General features: G+C 70.6%; 19 protein-coding genes. 9 read left to right on the forward strand and 10 right to left on the reverse strand.

What is annotated here, in order from left to right; genetic code table 11:
• Nucleotides 1-18: 18 nt before the first annotated feature.
• Together ACFVXC_RS38425 and ACFVXC_RS38430 are read right to left on the reverse strand one after the other, a co-directional pair.
• A complete protein-coding gene (locus tag ACFVXC_RS38425; RefSeq protein WP_389915562.1) occupies nt 19-1,041 on the reverse strand; it encodes a PHP domain-containing protein in 1,023 nt (340 codons plus the stop codon).
• A 103-nt stretch (nt 1,042-1,144) separates the two neighbouring features.
• Nucleotides 1,145-1,324, reverse strand: coding sequence for a hypothetical protein (locus ACFVXC_RS38430; protein ID WP_389915565.1), 180 nt, complete (start codon nt 1,322-1,324; stop codon nt 1,145-1,147).
• Nucleotides 1,325-1,729: 405 nt separating this feature from the next.
• Here ACFVXC_RS38430 and ACFVXC_RS38435 point away from each other — a divergent pair, with 405 nt between their 5' ends.
• The 5 genes from ACFVXC_RS38435 to ACFVXC_RS38455 all read left to right on the forward strand — a co-directional run bounded on the left by ACFVXC_RS38435 (nt 1,730) and on the right by ACFVXC_RS38455 (nt 7,174).
• Nucleotides 1,730-2,848 carry a PP2C family protein-serine/threonine phosphatase gene (locus ACFVXC_RS38435; protein WP_389915567.1) on the forward strand — a complete coding sequence of 373 codons (1,119 nt, stop codon included), beginning with the start codon at nt 1,730-1,732 and terminating at the stop codon, nt 2,846-2,848.
• A gap of 133 nt (nt 2,849-2,981) precedes the next feature.
• A complete protein-coding gene (locus ACFVXC_RS38440; protein ID WP_389915691.1) occupies nt 2,982-3,473 on the forward strand; it encodes a DUF5709 domain-containing protein in 492 nt (163 codons plus the stop codon).
• A gap of 770 nt (nt 3,474-4,243) precedes the next feature.
• Nucleotides 4,244-4,885 (forward strand): carbonic anhydrase, encoded by a 642-nt coding sequence (locus ACFVXC_RS38445; RefSeq protein ID WP_389915570.1) that lies wholly within the window; start codon nt 4,244-4,246, stop codon nt 4,883-4,885.
• A 54-nt stretch (nt 4,886-4,939) separates the two neighbouring features.
• A complete protein-coding gene (locus ACFVXC_RS38450) occupies nt 4,940-6,487 on the forward strand; it encodes a SulP family inorganic anion transporter (RefSeq protein WP_389915573.1) in 1,548 nt (515 codons plus the stop codon).
• A 243-nt stretch (nt 6,488-6,730) separates the two neighbouring features.
• Nucleotides 6,731-7,174: an NUDIX domain-containing protein gene (locus tag ACFVXC_RS38455; protein WP_389915575.1), complete on the forward strand. Its 444-nt coding sequence runs from the start codon at nt 6,731-6,733 to the stop codon at nt 7,172-7,174.
• A gap of 20 nt (nt 7,175-7,194) precedes the next feature.
• Here ACFVXC_RS38455 and ACFVXC_RS38460 read toward each other — a convergent pair whose 3' ends face one another.
• The 4 genes from ACFVXC_RS38460 to ACFVXC_RS38475 all read right to left on the reverse strand — a co-directional run bounded on the left by ACFVXC_RS38460 (nt 7,195) and on the right by ACFVXC_RS38475 (nt 11,851).
• Entirely contained in the window at nt 7,195-9,261 is a 2,067-nt protein-coding gene (locus tag ACFVXC_RS38460) for an iron ABC transporter permease (RefSeq protein WP_389915578.1), read from the reverse strand.
• A gap of 4 nt (nt 9,262-9,265) precedes the next feature.
• Nucleotides 9,266-10,246 carry an ABC transporter substrate-binding protein gene (locus ACFVXC_RS38465; protein ID WP_389915581.1) on the reverse strand — a complete coding sequence of 327 codons (981 nt, stop codon included), beginning with the start codon at nt 10,244-10,246 and terminating at the stop codon, nt 9,266-9,268.
• On the reverse strand, nt 10,243-11,049 hold the full coding sequence (locus ACFVXC_RS38470) for an ABC transporter ATP-binding protein (RefSeq protein WP_389915693.1): 807 nt from the start codon (nt 11,047-11,049) through the stop codon (nt 10,243-10,245). Before ACFVXC_RS38470 ends, ACFVXC_RS38465 begins: the two co-directional genes overlap by 4 nt.
• 208 nt (nt 11,050-11,257) lie before the next feature.
• Nucleotides 11,258-11,851 carry a hypothetical protein gene (locus ACFVXC_RS38475; protein WP_389915584.1) on the reverse strand — a complete coding sequence of 198 codons (594 nt, stop codon included), beginning with the start codon at nt 11,849-11,851 and terminating at the stop codon, nt 11,258-11,260.
• 329 nt (nt 11,852-12,180) lie between these two features.
• Between ACFVXC_RS38475 and ACFVXC_RS38480 the strand changes: the two genes are divergently transcribed.
• The 4 genes from ACFVXC_RS38480 to ACFVXC_RS38495 all read left to right on the forward strand — a co-directional run bounded on the left by ACFVXC_RS38480 (nt 12,181) and on the right by ACFVXC_RS38495 (nt 16,104).
• The gene (locus ACFVXC_RS38480) at nt 12,181-13,137 is read left to right on the forward strand and encodes a YihY/virulence factor BrkB family protein (protein WP_389915586.1); all 957 of its coding nucleotides are present in this window, start codon (nt 12,181-12,183) and stop codon (nt 13,135-13,137) included.
• 233 nt (nt 13,138-13,370) lie between these two features.
• Nucleotides 13,371-13,871 carry a hypothetical protein gene (locus ACFVXC_RS38485; RefSeq protein ID WP_389915589.1) on the forward strand — a complete coding sequence of 167 codons (501 nt, stop codon included), beginning with the start codon at nt 13,371-13,373 and terminating at the stop codon, nt 13,869-13,871.
• A gap of 221 nt (nt 13,872-14,092) precedes the next feature.
• Nucleotides 14,093-15,007: a DUF2382 domain-containing protein gene (locus ACFVXC_RS38490; RefSeq protein WP_389915592.1), complete on the forward strand. Its 915-nt coding sequence runs from the start codon at nt 14,093-14,095 to the stop codon at nt 15,005-15,007.
• 347 nt (nt 15,008-15,354) lie between these two features.
• Nucleotides 15,355-16,104, forward strand: coding sequence for a dienelactone hydrolase family protein (locus ACFVXC_RS38495; RefSeq protein WP_389915594.1), 750 nt, complete (start codon nt 15,355-15,357; stop codon nt 16,102-16,104).
• Nucleotides 16,105-16,260: 156 nt separating this feature from the next.
• On the opposite strand, the gene ACFVXC_RS38500 is transcribed toward ACFVXC_RS38495, so the two are convergent.
• The 4 genes from ACFVXC_RS38500 to ACFVXC_RS38515 form a co-directional block, all read right to left on the reverse strand.
• The gene (locus tag ACFVXC_RS38500; protein ID WP_389915596.1) at nt 16,261-16,800 is read right to left on the reverse strand and encodes a hypothetical protein; all 540 of its coding nucleotides are present in this window, start codon (nt 16,798-16,800) and stop codon (nt 16,261-16,263) included.
• Nucleotides 16,801-16,914: 114 nt separating this feature from the next.
• On the reverse strand, nt 16,915-17,331 hold the full coding sequence (locus ACFVXC_RS38505; RefSeq protein ID WP_389915598.1) for a hypothetical protein: 417 nt from the start codon (nt 17,329-17,331) through the stop codon (nt 16,915-16,917).
• Between the two features lie 163 nt (nt 17,332-17,494).
• Entirely contained in the window at nt 17,495-18,694 is a 1,200-nt protein-coding gene (locus ACFVXC_RS38510; RefSeq protein WP_389915601.1) for a sialidase family protein, read from the reverse strand.
• Nucleotides 18,695-18,788: 94 nt separating this feature from the next.
• Nucleotides 18,789-20,309, reverse strand: a complete 1,521-nt coding sequence (locus tag ACFVXC_RS38515; RefSeq protein ID WP_389915604.1) for an alpha-N-arabinofuranosidase — start codon at nt 20,307-20,309, stop codon at nt 18,789-18,791.
• Nucleotides 20,310-20,359 lie beyond the last annotated feature (50 nt).

Below are 20,359 nucleotides of genomic sequence, written 5' to 3' on the forward strand. Positions count from 1 at the left end.
GTCGCGCGTCGAACGCCCTCAGGCAGCGGCCCGGCTCTCCCGCGTCCAGGCAAGGAGCTTCTCCGCCGTCCAGGTCGTCACCACGCGCTCGGCGGGCACCCCGCACTCCTCGGCCCGCGCGCATCCGAACACCTGCCAGTCCAGCTGCCCCGGCGCGTGCGCGTCGGTGTCCACGGAGAACAGCACTCCGGCGTCCACCGCCCGGCGCAGCAGCCGACGCGGCGGGTCGAGCCGCTCGGGCCGGCTGTTGATCTCCACCGCCGTGCCCGCGTCCGCGCACGCCGCGAACACCGCGTCCGCGTCGAACCGCGACTCCGGCCTGCCGCGCCCGGTGACGAGCCGGCCGGTGCAGTGCCCGAGGATGTCGGCCCGAGGGTCGCTGACGGCGGCGACCATGCGCCGCGTCATCGCGGCGGCGTCCATGCGCAGTTTGGAGTGCACGGAGACGACCACCACGTCGAGCTGATCGAGCAGCTCGGGCTCCTGGTCGAGCGATCCGTCGTCGAGGATGTCGCACTCGATGCCCGTGAGCAGCCGGAAGGGCGCCCAGCGTGCGTTGAGGTCGGCCACCACCGCCAGCTGCTCGCGCAGACGCTCGGGGGACAGGCCATGCGCGATGGTCAGCCGTGGCGAGTGGTCGGTGAGCACGGCCCACTCATGGCCGAGGTCTCGGGCCGCCCGGCCCATCTCCTCGATCGGGCTGCCGCCGTCGGACCAGTCGGAGTGCAGGTGGCAGTCGCCGCGCAGCAGCGCCCGCAGCCCGGTGCCGCCCTCGATGAGCGGGGCGTCGGCCTCGTCCTCAAGCCGCTCCAGATACCCCGGGACTTCGCCTGCCAGCGCCTCGCGGACCACTGCGGCGGTCTTGGGGCCGATCCCTTTCAGCGACTCCAGGGAGCCGTCGGCGACGCGCCGCGCGGCCTCGCCGTCGGCGAGCGAGCCGACCACAGCGGCCGCGGTGCGAAAGGCCCGCACACGGTAGGTCGGAGCGCGGCCGCGCTCCAGCAGAAAGGCGATCCGTTCCAACGCCTGGACGGGATCCATCGGCACCTCCGGCCGTCGGCACCGCGACGGCGTACGTGTGCTTCCAGCGTCGCCCATCGAGGGCCGCGGGGCACGCGAGGGAACCGGAAGGCACCCCGGGCGCCTACGCGGACTCGACGGCCGGGGCGTCCGGGACGACCGAGATCGGCCCCCTGAAGTCCAGCACGGCCTCGGCTCTCTGCTGGGTCTCCTCGGCGGCCTGGCGGGCTGTCGCGAGGACGTCGCCGTGCTCCTGGACGAGGGTGTCGTAGATCGGCGCCTGCGCGGCGTCATTGGCTGGCATGACCAGCGGCTCCTTGTTCGGGTGACGGTATTGGTCGGTTCGGCCGCATGCGGCCGGTCCGCGACCTTACGCTGCTCTTGTGTGGCTCCGCGGACCGGGGTCGACCGCTGAGACGGCCGGCCCGACGCACCGGGGAGAGCTCGTGTGCGCCGGAATTCCAGGGGGATGTACGCGAAATGCGGGACCCGAGCTGCCGAGCCCGGGCGAGATACGGGACCCGATGTGAGACTGCTGATGAGGCGGTGATCACAGATGTCGAGCCAGCCCAGGCAGCCGGGACCCGCAAGCGCCGGTGCCGAGAGCCCCGGCTCCGGCCCCGGAGCCGGGAAGCGCGGCCCCCGACAGCCCGGTCCAGGGGAACAACTGTTTGAGCAACTGCTCGCATCGGCGCACGCGGCGTCTCCGATGGAGCTGCCCGACCTGGCGCAGCGGTTCGCCGACGCGGTCGGGCTCGACCGGATCGACGTGTACCTCGTGGACATCCAGCAGCGGCACCTGGTGCCGCTGGCCGAGGGGCCGACCACCCTCGGTGTGGACACCTCTGTCGCCGGTTCGGCCTACCGGGCACACGCGCTGCGCGTCGAGGAACTGGCCCAGGGCAGGATCGTCGCCTGGCTGCCGCTGATCGACGGCGCCGAACGCCTCGGCGTCATCGGCGCCACGGCATCGGTCATCGACGTCGCGCTGCTGCGGCGCTGCCGCATGCTGGCCTCCATCCTCGCCATGACGATCACCTCGAAGCGGGCGTCGAGCGACAGCTTCGCGCGCCGGACACGATCCGAGACCATGCAGCTTCCCGCCGAGATGCTGCGGGCCTTCCTGCCGCCCAGGACGATCGGCAACTCCCACGTGATCTCGACCGCCGTCCTCGAACCGGCGTACGAGATCGGCGGCGACGCCTTCGATCACTCCCTGACCCCCTCGACCCTGCATGTGGCGATCCTGGACGCCATGGGCCACAACCTCGCGTCGGGCCTCACCACCGCCGTGGCCATGGCCGGCTGCCGCAACGCCCGCAGGGCCGAGGCCGAGCTGCCCGAACTCGTCGACACCGTCCAGCACGCGCTGGCCGGATGGCTGCCCGAGCAGTTCTGCACGGGGGTCCTCGCCCAGCTCGACCTGGCCGAGGGGGTGCTGCGCTGGTGCAACTGCGGCCATCCGCCACCCCTGCTGATCCGGGACCAGCGTGTGCTCGACCGCGCGCTCGAACGACCGGCCCAGCCGCCGATGGGCACGCCCGCCCTGCTGGCCGACGTGGCGTGGCAGGTCCACGAGGAGGCTCTTGAGCCGGGTGACCGCGTGCTGATGTACACCGATGGCGTGACCGAGCTGCGGACCGGGGGCGGCGCCGAGTTCGGCCTTGAGCGGTTCACGGACAGCATCATCCGCGCGACCGCCGCGGGCGAATCCGCGCCGGAGGCACTGCGCCAGCTCATCCACTCCATCCTCGACCGGCAGGACAACCAACTGCGCGACGACGCGACGCTGTTGCTCCTGGAGTGGCGCCCGCCGGGAACGCGATGACCAGCGACCCGTCGCATCTCTGCCCCGTTCCGGCATGCCGGAACGTGTGTTCTGGATCAGGGTGGATACACGGCAGGACACCAGCATCAGTCGCGCATGAAGGAGGACGAGCACCGTGGGAGACGACGAGGTCATGGGCGACGAGGTCTACCAGCCCGACGCGGAGGAGGTCCGCGAGGACGAGGGCATCCTCGACGCGGAGGACACGCTCAGCGACCGCGGGGCGGATCCCTACGACGAGGGCTGGTCGCCTCCCGAGCGGCCACTCGGGGTGGCTCACACCGGCACCACCGCTCAGGAGCAGCAGGACGGCGAGAGTCTGACGGAACGCCTCTCCGAGGAGCGGCCCGATCCCGCGCTCGAAGTCCCCGGGCCCACCGAGGACGACGACGGCATCGGGGACACGACCGACACGGACGGCGAGCCGATCGACGAGTCGCAAGTGGGAGACGCCCGCGCCGGGCGCCTGTTCGCCCCGGACGACGGGGCCAGCCAGGACGCGGAGGACGACGCCGAACAGGACATGATCGGCGAGGACATGGGCATCGACGGCGGGGCGGCCTCCGCCGAGGAGGCCGCGGTGCACGTCATTGACGCAGACGACGCGGCGGACTCCGCGGGCTGACCTCCTCGGCCACGGACGCGGCGGCGTGGACCAGGGCCGCCGCGTCCGTCGAACGGGACTGCCGCGGCCAGGCGATGGCGAGGACGACGGGCGGTGGGCGTCCCCGTCGGCCTTCACCGCCAGGACCAGCTCGGGATCCGCGGCGGCCGCGCGTTGGCCCGCCGCCCGGCGGCCCAGCGGCCCAGCGGCCCGCAGAGCGTCCAGGGTGATCCTCGCCTCGACGAGGAGCACAGCTCCGGCCGGGATCCGGCAAGCCGAGCCACGGCCCATGCGCCGGGTCGATCCGAGTGATCAGCGGGTTTGCCTCCCCGTGACGGGTGCCGTTCCCGAGTTGCCCCGAAGGGGATGAGGGGGGCATCGGTGTGGAGTAGTGGAGTAAGAGAAGGGCGACACAGAGCCGATCAGCCAGCACCGTGGCGGCGCGCGGCGGCGGTCAGCTCAGCGTGCGAGAGCGTCGCGACTGCAAGGTGGCGGGAACGGAACGGCCGCACGTACTCCACATGATCTCCACATGAATCCTTGCCCAACGGTTGAGAGTTCGATCAAATCCCTGCTCAGGGGCGTTTATTACTCAATCTTTGGCAAGATTTTGCTCTGTCATTAAAGGTTAATGCGATGGCAAAGTGAGAGACACGGCTGCCGTACAAGCTGTCACCGGGGCGACGTGGTGCCCGCTGTCATTCAGCGGCCCTCAGCGCCTCACTGTCACCATCGACCCGACCACACCGCGTCCCGGCTCCGCCACAGAGACGCAGGAGGCAGGCCACATCATGAAAACCCTCATCGACAACGCTCGTTCCTTCGCCGCGACACACGTCGCGGACCCGCAGAACACCGAGGCCTTCCAGGCTCTCGAGGCCGGGCAATCGCCCGAAGCCCTGTTCGTCACGTGCTCCGACTCACGCGTCGTCCCGACCCTGATCACGGGCGCACGCCCCGGCGAACTCTTCGAACTCCGTACGGCGGGCAACGTCGTACCGCCCTACCCCACCGTCGACACCGCCGACCGGGACGGCCGCCCCATGAGCGAGGCGGCCACCATCGAGTACGCGGTGTGCGTGCTCGGAGTCCGGGACATCGTCGTCTGCGGACACTCGCACTGCGGCGCGGTGGGCGCCCTGCTGCGGGGCGAAGACCTGTCGGCCGTACCGGCCGTGCGCGACTGGCTCGACCATTCCGTCGCCCCGGACGCCGCCCTTCGTTCCCTCGCCCCGGCCTCCTCGGACGTGGCGGAGGCCGTACAGACACACGTGCTCGCGCAGCTGGAGCGGCTGCGCGCGTACCCCTGCGTGAGAGAGCGGGTCGCCGACGGCTCGCTCACCCTGCACGCCTGGTACTACGAGGTGCACACCGGCACCGTCACCTGCCAGCGCCCGTCGTTCGACGACCGGCCGGCGTTCGGTCCGCTGTGAGAGCTGTCGCACCTCACCGACCGGACCGCTCCCACGACAGGACCCCCCACCTTCATGTCCAACTTCCTCGCTTCACTCCGCTCCCCCTTCAGTCCGCTGCGTGAACCGGGCGTCAAGCGCAAGGACTTCCTCGCCTCGCTCGTCGTGTTCCTGGTAGCCCTGCCGCTGTGTGTCGGCGTGGCCGTCGCCTCCGGTGTGCCCGCCGAACTCGGCCTGGTCACCGGCATCGTCGGCGGCCTGGTCGTCGGCTTCCTGCCGGGCAGCGCCCTGCAGGTGAGCGGACCCGCCGCAGGCCTCACCGTGCTCGTCTTCGAGGCGGTACAGGAGTTCGGGCTCGGCATGCTCGGCGCCATCGTGCTGCTCACCGGCGCGCTACAGGTCATCCTCGGTCTGCTGCGCTGCGGCCGGTGGTTCCGCGCCATCTCCGTGTCCGTCGTCCAGGGCATGCTGGCGGGCATCGGGCTCGTGCTGATCCTCGGCCAGCTGTACACCATGGCCGGGGCCGAGCAGCCGCGCTCCGGCCTCGACAAGATAGCCGGACTCCCCGGCCTGCTGGTCGACGTGCTCAGTGACACCACCTCACTGACCGCCGCCGCCGTGGGACTGGGCACCATCGCCGTACTCGTGCTGTGGCCGAAGCTGCCCGCAGCCGTGCGTGTGGTGCCCGCCCCGCTGGCCGCCGTCGCTCTGGCGACCGCCGTGTCCGCCGTGCTCGGTCTGAACGTCGCCAACGTGACGGTGCGCGGCCTGATCGATGCCATCCAGCCACCGGGGTTCGGCGACCTGGCGTCCCTCGGCAGTGTGGCCGTGCTCGGCACCGTCCTGGCCTTCACCCTGATCGCGTCGGCCGAATCGCTGTTCAGCGCGGCGGCGGTGGACCGCATGCACGACGGACCGCGCACGCAGTACGACAAGGAGCTCGTGGCCCAGGGCATCGGCAACACGGTGTGCGGTGTGCTGGGTGCTCTGCCCATGACGGCGGTCATCGTCCGCAGTTCGGCCAACGTAGAGGCCGGTGCCCGCACCCCGCTCTCGCGGGTCCTGCACGGCGCGTGGCTGCTCCTCTTCGCCGTGCTGTTTCCGGCCGCGCTCGGCGTCATCCCGCTGGCGGCGCTCGCCGGTGTCCTGGTCCACGCGGGCTGCAAGCTGATCCCCGTCAAGGCGATCGCCCCGCTCGCCCGTGCCCACCGGGGCGAGGCCCTGGTCCTCGCCACCACCGCGATCGCCATCGTGGTGACCAACATGTTCGAGGGCGTGGTGCTCGGCCTGGTGCTCGCGGTGGTCAAGTCCGCCTGGGACACCTCCCATGTGAACCTGGACGTGCGGGAATTGACCGGTGGCCGAATGGTGGTCAACCTCACCGGCAACGCCACGTTCCTGCGTCTTCCGCGCATCCTGGAGACACTGGAGGCCCTGCCCAAGGACCGGCCCATCGAGCTGGATCTGACCGCGGTGCGCCATCTGGACCACGCCTGCCGCACGACGCTGGAGAACTGGGCCCTGCGGCACAACGACAGCGGCACGGAAGCCGTGCGGATGAAGACGTTCCAGGATGGCGAATCCGACGCCGAGAAGCCCGCGGAGGTACCGATGCGGCGCTGACGCCGCCCGTCCCCCCGCATGATCCGCCGCACCGCCCGCCTCCCGCCCCGGTGGCGGGTGGTGCGGTGTACCGGATCACCGCTGGAAACAAACAGCCGAAAGCAGGAGTGAGCCGCGCCTCGCCGGGCACTCGTTTAGTTGGCCCCGCCGCGTCCCCCCGTCGCGGCGGGGCCGCTTCTGTCTCGCTCCGGCCCACGTTCGGGCGTCATGGGCGCTGTCGAGGTTCCTGGGAGGATGGCCCGCATGACACAGGACAGTGCAACGCACGCCGCCCACGACATCGACGGGGAAGCCCCGCTGGCCGTGGTGGCAGCCGCGATCGTTCAGGAGGGACGCCTCCTCGTCGTCAGCAAACAGGCGGCCCCCGACTTCTTCTACCTGCCGGGCGGCAAGCCTGACGCCGGTGAGTCCCAGCTGGAGACCCTGGCCCGTGAGCTGGACGAAGAACTCGGGGTGGAGCCCCTGGAACCTCAGTTCCTGGCCCATGTCGAGGCCATGGCGGCCCTTGAGCGGACACCCATGAAGCTGACGGTCTTCGAGGCGCGCATCGGCCAAGTGCCCGAGCCCGCCGCGGAGTTGTCCGCCCTGCGGTGGGTCTCCGGTCACGAGCAGGACGTTCAGCTCGCTCCAGCGGTCAGGAACCACGTGCTGCCACTGCTCAGGCAGCGCGGAACCATGGCGTCGTAGCGGCACACAGCCGCCACCCGCTACCGGCGGCTGCGCACCAGCACGTACACGAAGTAGGGCGTCCCGACGACCGCCGTCATGAGCCCCGCGCCCATCTGGGCCGGGGCGATCACGGTCCGGCCCAGCAGATCCGCGAGGCAGACGAGGGTCGCCCCGAGAAGTATCGCGACCGGCACGACCCGCACGTGCCGACGCCCCACGAGCGCGCGAGCCGCGTGCGGTGCCACGAGGCCCACGAAGCCGATCGTGCCGGCGGCGGCCACGGCGGTGGCGCTGAGCAGAACGCTCACGACGAGGAAGCCGAGGCGTCCATGGGCCAGGTCGAGGCCCAGGAGCCGGGGGGTGTCCTCGTCGAGCGACACGAGGTCGAGTTCCTTGCGCCGGGCGATGGCCACGACCGTCCCCGCCACGAGCACGGCCGCGACCGGCAGGACGTCGGTGCCGGTCCGTCCGTAGGTGGAGCCCGAGAGCCAGATCAGCGCCTTGGTCGCGCTGAACCGGTCGGTGAGCACGATGAGCAGGCTGATGAGCGCCATCGTTCCCGAGGACACACCGATGCCGACGAGGACGAGCCTGCTGTTCTGGAAGCCGCCCTTCGCCGCGAGCCCGAAGACGACCACGGAGCTGACCGCGGCGCCGGCGAACGCCGCGCCCGCGATGCTCCACGGTCCCGAGCCCGGCGCCGAGGTGACGAGGATGATGGCGCCGAGCGCCGCTCCGCCGGAGACACCGAGGACACCCGGTTCCGCGAGCGGATTGCGGGTCACGGACTGCACGAGCGTGCCGGACAGGGCCAGCGCGGCGCCCGCGAGGAGTGCGGCGAGCACGCGTGGCACGCGGGTGTCGAGGACGAAGGTGATGGCCTGGCCCGACTGGCCCCGCAGCCAGTTGACCACGTCGCCGAGCAGGAACGTGCTGTCGCCGACGAGCACCGCGGCGATCGTGACGCCGACGAGCGCGCCCACGAGAAGCACCACGGTGATGCCGTACGCCGTCCGGCTCGCGATGCGCAGCCGGTCCGGCGCGCCGGCATTGCCGCTGTCGCGGGTGCGCATCGCCATGACGACGAGGAACACGGCGCCGACGACGCTCGTGATGACGCCCGTGGGCACGGTGACCGCGGTCTGGGACGACGTCACGGCACGCAGGAGTACGTCGGAACCCAGCACGAGGGCCGCGCCCACGAGACCCGCGACGGGGATGCGGGTCCGATGGCGCACGAGCGCGCGGAACCGGCCCGCGAGTGGCCGTACGAGGGCCGGCGCGCACAGCCCCACGAAGGCGATCGGCCCCGCGAGGGTCACTGTCCCGGCGGCGAGCAGCGACGCGAGGACGACGGCCGTGACGCGCGTACCGCGGACCGGGATGCCGAGCCCGTGCGCGGCGTCGTCCCCGAGGGCCAGGGCGTCGATGCGGCGGGCGATGAGGAGCAGGCCCGCGAGGGCGGCCACGATGACGGGCGCCATCTGGACGACGCCGTCGAACCCGTTCTGGCTGATGCTCCCCTGGCCCCACTGGTAGAGGCCCTCGGTCCGTTCGGGAAACAGCAGGAGCAACGCCTCGGTGATGGCGTTGAGTCCCAGGGCGAGCGCGCTGCCCGCCAGGACGAGGCGAACCGTTCCGGCGCTCCGCCCCGCGAGTACGAGCACGATGGCGGCCGCCGCGAGTCCGCCGACGAACGCCACTCCCGAGGAGGCGAGCAGCGGCGCCGTCGTACCGCTGGCGACCAGTGCGGTCAGGGCAAGATACGAACCCGCGTTGACGGCGAGGGTGTCCGGTGCGGCGAGCACATTGCGGCTTACCGCCTGGAGCGCGGCGCCCGCAGCGCCGAGCGCGACGCCGACGAGTATCCCGGCGGCCATGCGCGGCACGCGTGAGGCGATGACGACGGAGGAGTCGCCCTGCTCGGCCTGGCCGGTGAGTGCCTTCCACACCTGGCCGGGGCCGACGGAGCTGGTGCCCTGCGTGACGTCGACGACGGCCAGGACGGCGACCAGAAGTACGAGCCCGGCCGTCACCGCGACCGCGCCCGAGGGGGACACGGCCGCGCGCTCGGGCGTGGCGGGGGGAGTCGCGGTGACGGCCACGGCGCTACTTCGTCAGAGCGTCGACGAGGGCGTCGATGTACGCCTCCATCGCCCCGGGCCCGCCGAACATCCAGATGCCGTCGGCGACCGGGTGCACATCACCGGACTTGACGAACGGCAGCGACTTCCAGACGCCGTTCTTGGCGAGTTCGTCGGTGAACACGTCGCTCATACCGTCGCTCTTGTTGCCGATGTGGACGAACCGCACGTCGTCACCGAGGTCGGTGAGGCCTTCGACGTCGGTGGTCGCGAGGCCGTAGTCCTTGTCGCCCTTGATCTTCCAGGCGTTCTTGAGGCCGAGGTCCTCATTCACGGCGCCGAGCAGGGAGTTGCTGGTGTAGCCGCGAATGGAGACCTGGTTGGAGGCGGCGTAGCCGTCGGCGAAGGCGACCTCCGAGCCGTCGAGCTTGGCCTCCTTCAGCGCCTTCCTGCCTTCGGCGACCTTGGCCTCGTACGACTCCTTGGCCTTCTTGGCCTCGCCGGTCGTGCCGGTGGCCTTGGCGATGACGTCGAGCGTGTCCATCATCTGCCCGATCTGGTCGGCGCCGTCGGCGGCCTCGACCTGGAGGACCGGGCCGACCTTCTTCATCTGCTTCACCGCGGACGCCGACATGTCGGTCGTGGTGACGATGAGGTCCGGGGTGAGACCGGCGAGGGTGTCCATGCTCGGCTCACCGCGGGTGCCGATGTCCTTGGGCTCGTTCTTCAGCGGTACCGCCGAGTCCCACGCCTTGTAGCCCTTGACGTCGGCGACACCGACGGGGTCCACACCGAGTGTGACCATGGATTCGACGACGTTCCACTCGGTGCCGACGACCTTCTTGGCCGGGCCGTCGAGCTTCACCGTCGCGCCGCCCGCGTCGGTGAGAGTGATCGGTTCGGACTTCTTGTCCGAGCTGGTCTCGGCGGGCTCGGAGGTGCCGCAACCGGACAGGATGAGGGCCACGGCGCTGGCGGCCGCCGCGGCGATGAGAGGGCGTCTCATGAGGAGGTGTGGAGCCTTTCACGTCTGCTGTGGTGGCGGCCCATCGCGCGGGTGCGCAGCCGGCCGGTGAGAGGGTCGGTGTCGACCTCGATGCGGATGCCGTAGGTCTCGGACAGGTGTTCCGGTCGCAGTACGTCATCGGGGGCGCCGTCGGCGACGATGCGCCCCGCGTCGAGCAGGGCGATCCGGTCGGCGACGGCGGCCGCCTGGTCGAGGTCGTGCAGGACGACGCCGACGGCGATGCCGCCGTCGTCCGCGAGGTCACGCATGAGGTCGAGGAGTTCGATCTGGTAGCGCAGGTCGAGGTAGGTGGTCGGCTCGTCGAGGAGGAGCACGCCGGTCTCCTGGGCCAGACAGCTCGCGAGCCACACCCGCTGGAGCTGTCCGCCGGAGAGCTGGTCGACGGCGCGGTCGGCCAGGCCGTCGACACCGGTCATGGCGAGCACGCGGTCCACCACGGCGACGCCACCGGCATCCGTCCGGCCCCAGCGGCCCCGGTGGGGGTAGCGGCCGAACTCCACGACGTCACGGACGGTCAGACCTCCGGGCGTGGGGCGTCCTTGGGTCAGGAGCGCGACACGCCGGGCGAACTGACGCGCCGTGAGGTCGAAGCCGTCGGCGGCCTCGGCCGTGCCGGAATCCAGGGTCAACGTGCCGAGCCGGGCGCCCTGCAGGCGGGCGACGGTGCGCAGCAGCGTCGACTTGCCGCTTCCGTTGGGTCCGACGAGGGCCGTCACTTCGCCGGGCCTGAGCTGGATGGCGGCGTCGTGGACGACATCGACGCCGTCGTACGACACGGTCATGTGCTCGGCGGACAGTTCGTGACCGCGCGGACGTGTGGCGCTACCTGCGCGTTCACCTGATCTCACGGCGTGAAGGTTAGCCTAACCTTATTAAGGCCGGAAGTAGGGGGTTCGAACTCGGGCGAAAGGCACGCGCGGAACGGACCGGTGCCGCCCGTCGGTCGAGACGACGGGCGGCACCGGTGGCACTGGGGTCACTCCTGTTCCGTCAGTACAGCTTGTTGACCGCCTTGACGGTCGTTGTCTTGAAGTCGGCCACCTGCGCCTGGGCGAAGCCGCCCATCTGTCCCCACTGGACGAGTGTCACCGTGGTGCCGTCCCGGCCGACCGAGAACATGTTGATGTCGGAGGCTCCCGATGTGGCCTCGGTGTGGACGCCGTAGACGTGGGCGCCCTCCTCGACGTTCAGCTTTCCGTAGTACTTCTGCGTCGCGGTGACCTCGGGATCCTGGTCCATCAGATCCTTCGCGCAGTTGTCGAGGTCCTTGCGCAGCAGGGCCGCGAAGTCCTTGGCGCGCTGCTCGCTGCGCTCGACGACCGTCACCTGGAGGGCGCCGGTGTCGAGGTCGGTGCGGTAGGCGCGGTGCACGGAGATCGACGGCAGGGCCGCTCCCACGCACATCGGCAGCGGGTCGGGCTGCCCGGCGGTCACCGGTCCCGCGGTCCAGGCCGATGTCGCGTGCGGCGGCAGTTCGGACGGGGCCAGGAACCGGGGCGAGCCGGCGGCGGCCGCCGGACCCGTACCGGCCACCACACCCGCCACTGCCACCGCGGCCGCCAGTGCACACAGTCCTCGGCTCATACCAACGCTCATGATCGTCAACTCCCCGTGGTCGAAAGGCCGGCCTGTCTGTTGCCCGACCCTCATGCCACATACGACCCGCGACACCCCGCACCCGTTGCCCCCGCCCGCGTCACAGCTCCGTCCGCTATGTCATGGAACGGCAACGTCCGCAAGCGTGTTCACGTGCACGGGTTCGCCGGAACCCGCTGCGACCGGCACACAACGGGAAGGGGAAGATTACTTTCCGCCCGCTTCCGCGTGACGGACCCGCGCGACACGTGTCCAAGGGGTCGAGCCGGGAAGGCGGCGCAGAGCGCTGCCCGCAAGAGACAACGAGGAGTAACCCCATGGACAGTTCCGCGACACCCGCGCGCGCCGCGTCCGCCGGCGTCGCGGACGGGTCCGCCGCACTCACCGCTCCTGTCGGTCGGGCCGACGCCCCTTCCCCGTGGGCGCGGCGGGGCGCCGCACTGCGCCGCACTCCGGTGTCGATGTGGAACGACGACGTGTCGGACTGGGCCGCGGCGTTGACGTACTACGCGATTCTCGCTCTGCTGCCCGCCCTCCTGGTCACGGTCAGTCTGATCAGCCTCGTCAGTCCCGGTACGACGCAGACGCTCATCGCGGAGGTCACCGACTGGGCGCCGGCGCAGGCGGGCAGCGCCTTGAACGAGGCGCTCACCGAGATGGCCGGCGCGCGTTCCGCCGCCGTGACGGTCGTGGTCGCCGGCGGGGTCAGCGCGTTGTGGTCCGCCTCCAGTTACGCGGCCGTCTTCCGGCGGGCGCTGCACGCGATGCACGGCGTGAAGGACACGCGGCCCGCGTGGCGCAAGGCACACCGTGTGCTCATGACCGCCGTCGCACTGCTCGCGCTGCTGGCCGCCAGTGCGGTCGTGCTCGTACTCAGTGGCTCGCTCGTCCAGGCCGTGGGGCGGTACGCCGGTGTCGGCGACGCGGGGCAGACCGTATGGAATGTCATGAAATGGCCCGCCCTGGTCTGCCTGGTGGTCCTTCTCGTCCTCGTACTCTTCTTCAACGCGCCGCCCTCGGAGCGCGGTTGGCGCCGCAGCCTGCCCGGCGGACTGCTTGCCGCGCTGCTGTGGCTCCTGTCCTCGGGTCTGTTCACCTTGTACGCCTCGGGGTTCGGCACCTACGGCAAGCTGTACGGCTCACTGGCGGGAGTGGTCGTCTTCCTCGTGTGGCTCTGGGTGTCCAACCTGGCGCTGCTCGCGGGAGCGCAGTTCACGGTGGAGATGGCTCGCGCCCCGGCGGTGCGGTGCCCCGCAGGCGGCGTCGAGGGGTAGCGACCGGCAGGGGCCGGACCCCAAGCCGTGGCCCCTAACTCGTCCCATGGGCGCCCGAACCGTGCGCCCCCAGGCGGAAATCCGGGTCCGTGTGCCCGCGTGCACCCTTCCCTGCGCGCCGCGTGCGCTCCCCTCGCGGGGGTTCGGGCCGGGCATGTACCGGTGATACGCCTGAAGGACAAAATACTCGTGCGCGTGTTCATCGCCACGCGGCATCGAAGAGGAGTCATCCCATGGCCTCGTTCGACACGGGACGGTTGTGTGCGATCGTCAAAATCCTGGACCAGGCAAGCACCCATCTCCGGCTGGCTGCCGGCGAGTGCGCCCTCACCGGATCCGCGACGGCCGCGACCCGGCCGACCGCCGACCCCGCCACACCGGGCACCACCACTTCCACTTCGGGCACCACGGCCACCGGCATCACCGCATCTGGCATCGCCGCGCTCCTGAGCGTCTCGGAACAGGCGTCAGGCAGTGTCCGGCGCGCTCTCGTCCACATCCACAACGGTGAGGTCCAGGACGCCGAGAACGAACTGGACCGGGCACGAACCCAGCCGTGCGGGCCTGCCCTCGCTCCGGTGGGACTGCCGCGGCCGCTCCCCCGGCGCGTGACCACGGCGCTGTGCCTGATGCAGGGGATCACCGGCTTCTTCCCGTCCGAGACGGAACAGGTCCTGATGCGGGCGGCCCTGCCACTGGGGGCAGCGCCCCTCCCGGTGGGGGCACTCCCCTGACCACCCCCTCACTCGAACGGGCTAACGTGGGAATGAGGGACCAGATCGGCCCGATCGCCGCGAATAGCCTGCCGAACGGCTCCCTGCGAGCCATCCGCGCACGCTCAGTGACTCCCCTGGTTGCGTCGCGCACCGATGGGGCGCGCGATGGAGGGGACGCGTGCGACGTCCGTGGCGAAATTCGATTCTGCCCGTCGCCCGCTGCGAGGGAGTGATCACCCATGACTCAGGGCGAGGCCTTCACCAGCGCCGATGGGCTCGCGGGCCTTACGGCCTACGACCGGACCGGCGAGAAGATCGGCAGCGTCGAGCAGGTGTATCTCGACGACCGAACTGGGCGTCCCGAGTGGGTGACCGTCAAGACCGGTCTCTTCGGTATGAAGCAGAGCTTCGTGCCGCTCTCCGGAGCCCGCCGCCAGCAGGACGAGCTGCACGTGGCGGCCACGAAGGAGGCCGTCAAGGAGGCCCCGCGCGTGGACGCCGACCAGCACCTCGAGCCGGACCAGGAGCAGGACCTCTACGCCCACTACGGCCTCACCCGTCCCGGTGGCACGCAGCAGCCCCGTAAGCCGGCGGCCAGTGGCCGCGACCGCACCGGGGCCGCGGGTATGGCCGGTGCCGGTGCTGGTGCCGGTATGGGCATGGGCGCAGGCGAGGGCCGCAACGCGGGCGCGCGTGAGTTCGCGACCCGGTCCGGAGCGGCCGACGACAGCAAGGCCGCCCACGAGAACGAGATGGTGCGCTCCGAGGAGCGGCTGCGTGTCGGGACGGAAGAGGAAGAGGTCGGGCACGCCCGGCTGCGCAAGGTGGTCGTCAGCGAAGACGTGAAGACCTCCGTGCCCCTCTCCCACGAGGAGGTGCGCGTCGTACGCGAGCCCATCCGCGAGGGTGACCGCAGCACGCGGGCCAACATCGGCGAGGAGCAGACCGAAGTGACCCTGCACGCCGAGAGGGCGGTGGTCAGCAAGGAGTCCGTGCCGGTCGAGCGGGTCCGCCTGGAGACCGAGAAGGTCACCGAGACCCAGGAGGTCTCCGACACCGTGCGCAAGGAGCAGATCGAGTTCGACGACGCCAAGGGCGAGCGCAACGCCAAGGGCGAAGGCATGCGCGACCGGAAGCAGGGCCCGCGGCACTGACGCCCTTCAGGGCGCCCTGATCGTGGGCAGCTGACGGTGGAGGGAGGGAGCACTCGGCAGGAGTGCTCCCTCCCTCCACGTTCGTCATGTCCGGTATCGGAACGCCGGTGTTCACGCCCGCTATCGATTGAAGGTGGCAGGGGCCACCACGATCGCGTCCGCCGACGGGAAGGGACGGGGGGTGTCGGGAGTGTGCCGGGCCGATCGGATCCGGTGGCGTCTGTGCCTCGATGGCCTGTTCGTCGATGAGGCCGAGTCCCCGCGGGGTGGCGATCACGCCGATGGGTCTCCAATTGACCTCAACCCCGGTAGGGCTGTGGACTGGCACCAGCCCAAGGAGGAACAACTTGCCCACCAAGTCACTGCAGATTCCCACCACCGACGGTCAGGCCGACGCTTTCGCCGCTTTCCCCGACCGTGACGAGCGCCTTCCGGGAGTGCTGCTGTACCCGGACGCCTTCGGCCTGCGGCCCGAGTTGGAGGAGAAGGCCCGCGAACTGGCCGAGCACGGTTACTACGTGCTCGTCCCCAACCTCTACTACCGGCACGGCCCGGCACCGGTGATCGAACTCCCCGAGCACATCGGGGAGGAGATCAGGCCCGCGGTCTTCGCCCAGCTGATGCCCCTGGTCCAGGCGCACACCACGGAACGCGTCCTGCGTGACGCCGACGCCTATCTCAGGTTCCTCACCGCCCAGCCCGAGGTCGGCGCGGGACCGGTCGGTGTGATCGGCTACTGCCTCGGCGCCGCCCTGGCGATGCGCACGGCGACGGCCCACCCGGATCAAGTGGCCGCCATCGCCGGATTCCACCCCGGCTTCCTGGTCACCGACGCACCCGACAGCCCGCACCGCCTCGTCCCGAAGCTCACCGCCCAGGTCCACCTCGGCCTCGCCGAGGGCGACCTGACGCCCGAAGCCATCAGCGAACTCGACCAGGCCCTGGACGCCACAGGTGTCGGCCACTCCATCGAGATCTACCCCGACACCATCCACGGTTTCACCATGTCCGACACCGACGCGTTCAACCCCGCCGCGCTGCGACGCCACTGGGACCGCCTGCTCCCCCTCCTCGACCGGACTCTGGTCAACAAGTGAGGCACTGAGCTACTGAGGCTTCGGCTCGGAAACCGGGCCGAAGCCCGGCGCCACCGCCCGACGCTGAGTAAGGGCGCCCACATCCACGGTGTGCGGGGGGGGTGATCGGGGAGCGTCGCATGTGGAGAAGTCGACGCCAGGCCGACGGTGGCGGGGTCAGAGCCCTGCCCCGTCCGGCCGACCTCGGCCGGTGCCGGTGGCACCCGCGCATTCGAGGCAGGCCGGTTCGCCGCCGATCGTCGTCCCGTCCTCGGATGCGGCTTCGCAGATGCCGGGGCGGCCGGGGTGATTGGCCTGGCAGTGGCAGGTGCAGGTGTCGGTGACCGCTTCCACGTCGGATTCGTTTTGGGGGGCGAGGCCCATGCGGACGTCGTGGCAGTTGCGGCACAACGGCACCTGCTGCGGGCCGACGGTGGGCGCGTCGCAGACGACGGTGAGCCCTGGTTCGGCGTGGCCGCTGCACGCTCCGGGGAACTCGGGGTGGGTGCCGCACAGGCAGTGGCAGGAGCCTAGCTCGGCGATGAGCGGCCTTGGGTTTGACTCGTACTCGTACTCGGCCTCGGAACCGGAACCGGCCTCGGCACCCGCCTCGGAACCGGAGCCGTACCGCTGCATGCCAGGCGCCATCGCCCGTCTGAGCGCATCGGCGACAGCCTGAAACTGCTCTGCGTTCGGCGCGGATGCAGGCTTGGTCATGCGCCCATTGTGTTGATCGACCCGGCGTAGCGCCAGTGGCCCTGGGGGCCGGGAGGCGCTGACGGTCGCCCAGGGCGTGGCGGCCTCTCCTCGCGTCGAGGGGCGCCGCGCGGCTCAGGCGCCGGCTCCCGAGAGGTCGGCGGCGCTGTTCCCGCAGGCCGCTGCCGCGGCAGTGATGGCCTGCTCGTACTGGTCGTCGTCGAGGAGGACGGAGAGCCCGAAGGCGATGCCCCACGCGACTTGCGCCTCGTCCTCACCGAAGGTCCGTTCTTGCTTGATCAGCTCTCGACCGAGGTACTGGCCGTGCAGGTCCCTGGGGTCTTGACCCTCCGCGCGACGTCGGACGGCTTCGAGGGCGCTCACCGTGAACGCCTCGTAGTGGGTGTCACCCAGCAGCCTGCGCAGTTGCTCGAGTTGGGCGTGGGCGGCACGCAAGTGCAGCGGCCACGTTCGGCTGGTGCCGAATCGCGCCTCCATGGCCTGCGTCAGGTCGATCCGCCGGAACATCTCGTCGAGAGGGTCGTAGGTCATGATCCCTCGGTAGCCGCTGCCGGCGTCCGGGCATCGAAGGCTCGCTGCGGGCTCCCCCATGTGGCTGCAACCAGGAACCCGGGAGGCACCGCTCGTTCGTCTCCATGAGCAGGGCCCGCCGACGCCGGCCGGATCGGGCAGCACCCCGGCCGGCGTCGCGCGCTCAGGCCGCGGGCACCGACCCGGTGGCGAAGTACGGCTTGCAGACCGAGCCGGACCAGTCCGTGGCGATTTCGAGGAGCCTGTTGCCGTCCGCCGACGGCAGGAGGCTCGAGCTGTAGTTGGGGCAGTAGTCGATGGTCGTCGACTCGACGGCGACCGGCGCGGGGATCTCCCGCCACTTTCCGGCGCCGCCCGCGCTGTTGACCCAGACGGTGCGCCCGCTTGCGGCCGCCTTGCTGCCGTCGCGGTTGTACATGACCTGGCCGACGAGGAAGAGCCTGCCCTTGGGGTTGCCCGCCTCGGGCGCCCACGCCAGGTTCGGCGCGTGCTTGAAGTACTTGCCGTCGGCGGTCTCCGGGCGGATACCCAGGGAGGTGACAGCGCCCCAGTTCCATCCGTCGGACGAGGTGCGGTAGTGCACGACGCACTGGAACTGTCCCGCGGCCGCGCAGATCCCGAACGACATGAAGTAGGTCCCGTCACCCATCTTGCGCACCACCGCCATGCCGGGCCGGTCCGAGGCGAGCGTGCTGGCGACGGTGTCGTGGTGGCCCGTCCAGTTCACTCCGTTCGCGGTGCGGGCGGCCACCAGCTTCTGGCTGTGGGTGCCATCGGTCTCGTCGGAGTAGTGCGCGACGAGGCGCCCGGAGGCGTCGACGGAGAACTCCGGCTCCCACAGCCCCTTGTCGTTCGACGCGGTGGCGATCGTGGACAGGTAGCTCCAGCTGCGGCCCACGTCATTGCTCTTGAAGACCCGCAGAGCCATACGCCGGTTCGCCTCGTCCTGGCCGACGGAGGCGGCCCACAGCAGCGTTCCCGCGGGCATGTCGCCCACACGCTGCGGGAGTTCGTACAGCGTCGAGCAGCACAGTCCCTGCCCGCCCGCGGCCTCGGGGTCGCGCACCGTTCCGACTTCACGGAACGACGCGCCGCCGTCCGTGCTCTCGTGAATGGCGCCGAGCCCGTTGTTCCCGGAGAACGTGACCACGGAGGCCAGGACCCGGCCGTTGGCGTCGCCGCTGTGGGCGAGTCTGACGGCGCGCGGGTACAGGCCGGTGCCGTCACGCAGCAGGGTGCCGGTCGCGGCGTCGGCCGACGACCCTGCCTGCGAGACGAACAGTGCCGCCAGAAAAGCGAGCAGCACGGGGAACAGGACGGTGGGGCGGAGGAGACGTGGTCGTGCGGGATGGTGCGCTGACATGGGCCTCTCCTGACTCTGCGGTGTGGGTGTGGATGTGGTTGTGGGTGTGGGTGTGGGTGTGCGCAGGACGGAACAGGTCGAACCTCCGGCGGACTCAGCCCCCTTGAGGCGCGAGACGGATCACGTTCCAGGAGACCGGCGGCAGTTCGGCCGTGAGCGCGCCCTCGGCGGTGATGTGCGTCCCGGACGCGCGGCGCGGCACGACCCGGTCCGGCTCGGCCTCGGTGTTGACCGCGTCGGGGTCCTGGTCGGCGAGGACCAGGTGCTCCACGACACGGTGTCCGGCGGCCTCCCCGCGCAGCGCGGCCTCGAGTCGCAACGGCTGTTCCTGGTCACGGTTGACGGCCAGAACGGTGATCGCGCCGCTCTCCTCGTCGTGCGTCACCACGGTGTCGAGGGTGGAGACATCGCCGTACTGAGGTGTGTCGATGCGGGGCCCGGTGGCGTCGGTGCGCAGGACGCGGCCGTTGGCGAACCGGGCCGCCTGGGCGAAGGGGTGGAAGATGGTCTGGCGCCAGCTGGCGCCGCCGGGCTCGGTGCGGATGGGTGCGATGACGTTGACCAGCTGGGCGAGGCAGGCGATGGCGACCCGGTCGGCGTTGCGCAACAGCGTGATGAGCAGCGAGCCGACCACGGCGGCGTCGGTCACGCTGTACGTGTCCTCGATGAGGCGCGGCGTCTCGGCGGTCTCCAGGTTGCGCTCACCGACGAAGCGGGCGGCGTACCAGACGTTCCACTCGTCGAAGGAGAGTTTGATGTGCTTCTTGGCTCCGCGCGCCGCCCGTACGTGATCGGCGGTCGACACCACGTCGCGGATGTACTGGTCCATGTGGGCGCCCGAGGCGAGGAAGCTGGCGCGGTCGCCGTCGAACTCCTCGTAATAGGCGTGCAGGGAGAGGTAGTCGACCTCGTCGTAGGTCTGCTCGAGGACCTCACGCTCCCAAGTGCCGAACGTCGGCATCCGCGAGTTGGAGCTGCCGCACGCGACGAGCTCGATGGAGGGGTCGACCTGGCGCATCGCCTTGCCCGCCTCGGCCGCGAGCCGCCCGTACTCGGTGGCCGACTTGTGGCCCGTCTGCCACGGACCGTCCATCTCGTTGCCGAGGCACCACAGCTTCACGCCGTGCGGATCGGTCACGCCGTGCTTGATGCGCAGGTCCGACCAGGCCGTGCCGCCCGGGTGGTTGCAGTACTCGACCAGGGCGCGGGCAGCGTCGATACCGCGCGTCCCCAGGTTGACGGCCATCATCGGGTCGAGGCCCAACTGGCGTGCCCAGCCGAGGAATTCGTTGGTTCCTACGCGGTTGGTCTCGATGGAGCGCCAGGCCAGGTCGAGCCTGCGCGGGCGATCGGCGACAGGACCGACGCCGTCTTCCCAGTGGTAGCCGGAGACGAAGTTGCCGCCGGGGTAGCGCACGAGGCCCGTACCCAGCTCGCGTACCAGTTCCGCGACGTCTCCGCGGAATCCGTCGGCGTCGGCGGTGGGGTGCTCGGGGTCGTGGATGCCGGTGTAGACGCAGCGTCCCATGTGCTCGACGAAGGTTCCGTACAGACGCGGGTCGACGTCGCCGACGCTGAACTCGGGGTCGATGACGAACCGTGCGGTGTGCGGCATGTTCTGGTGCCTCTCTCTATGGTGCGGATTTCAGGTCGGGCAGAAGATCG

The organism is Streptomyces sp. NPDC058257 (assembly GCF_042881845.1).
Lineage (GTDB): Bacteria > Actinomycetota > Actinomycetes > Streptomycetales > Streptomycetaceae > Streptomyces.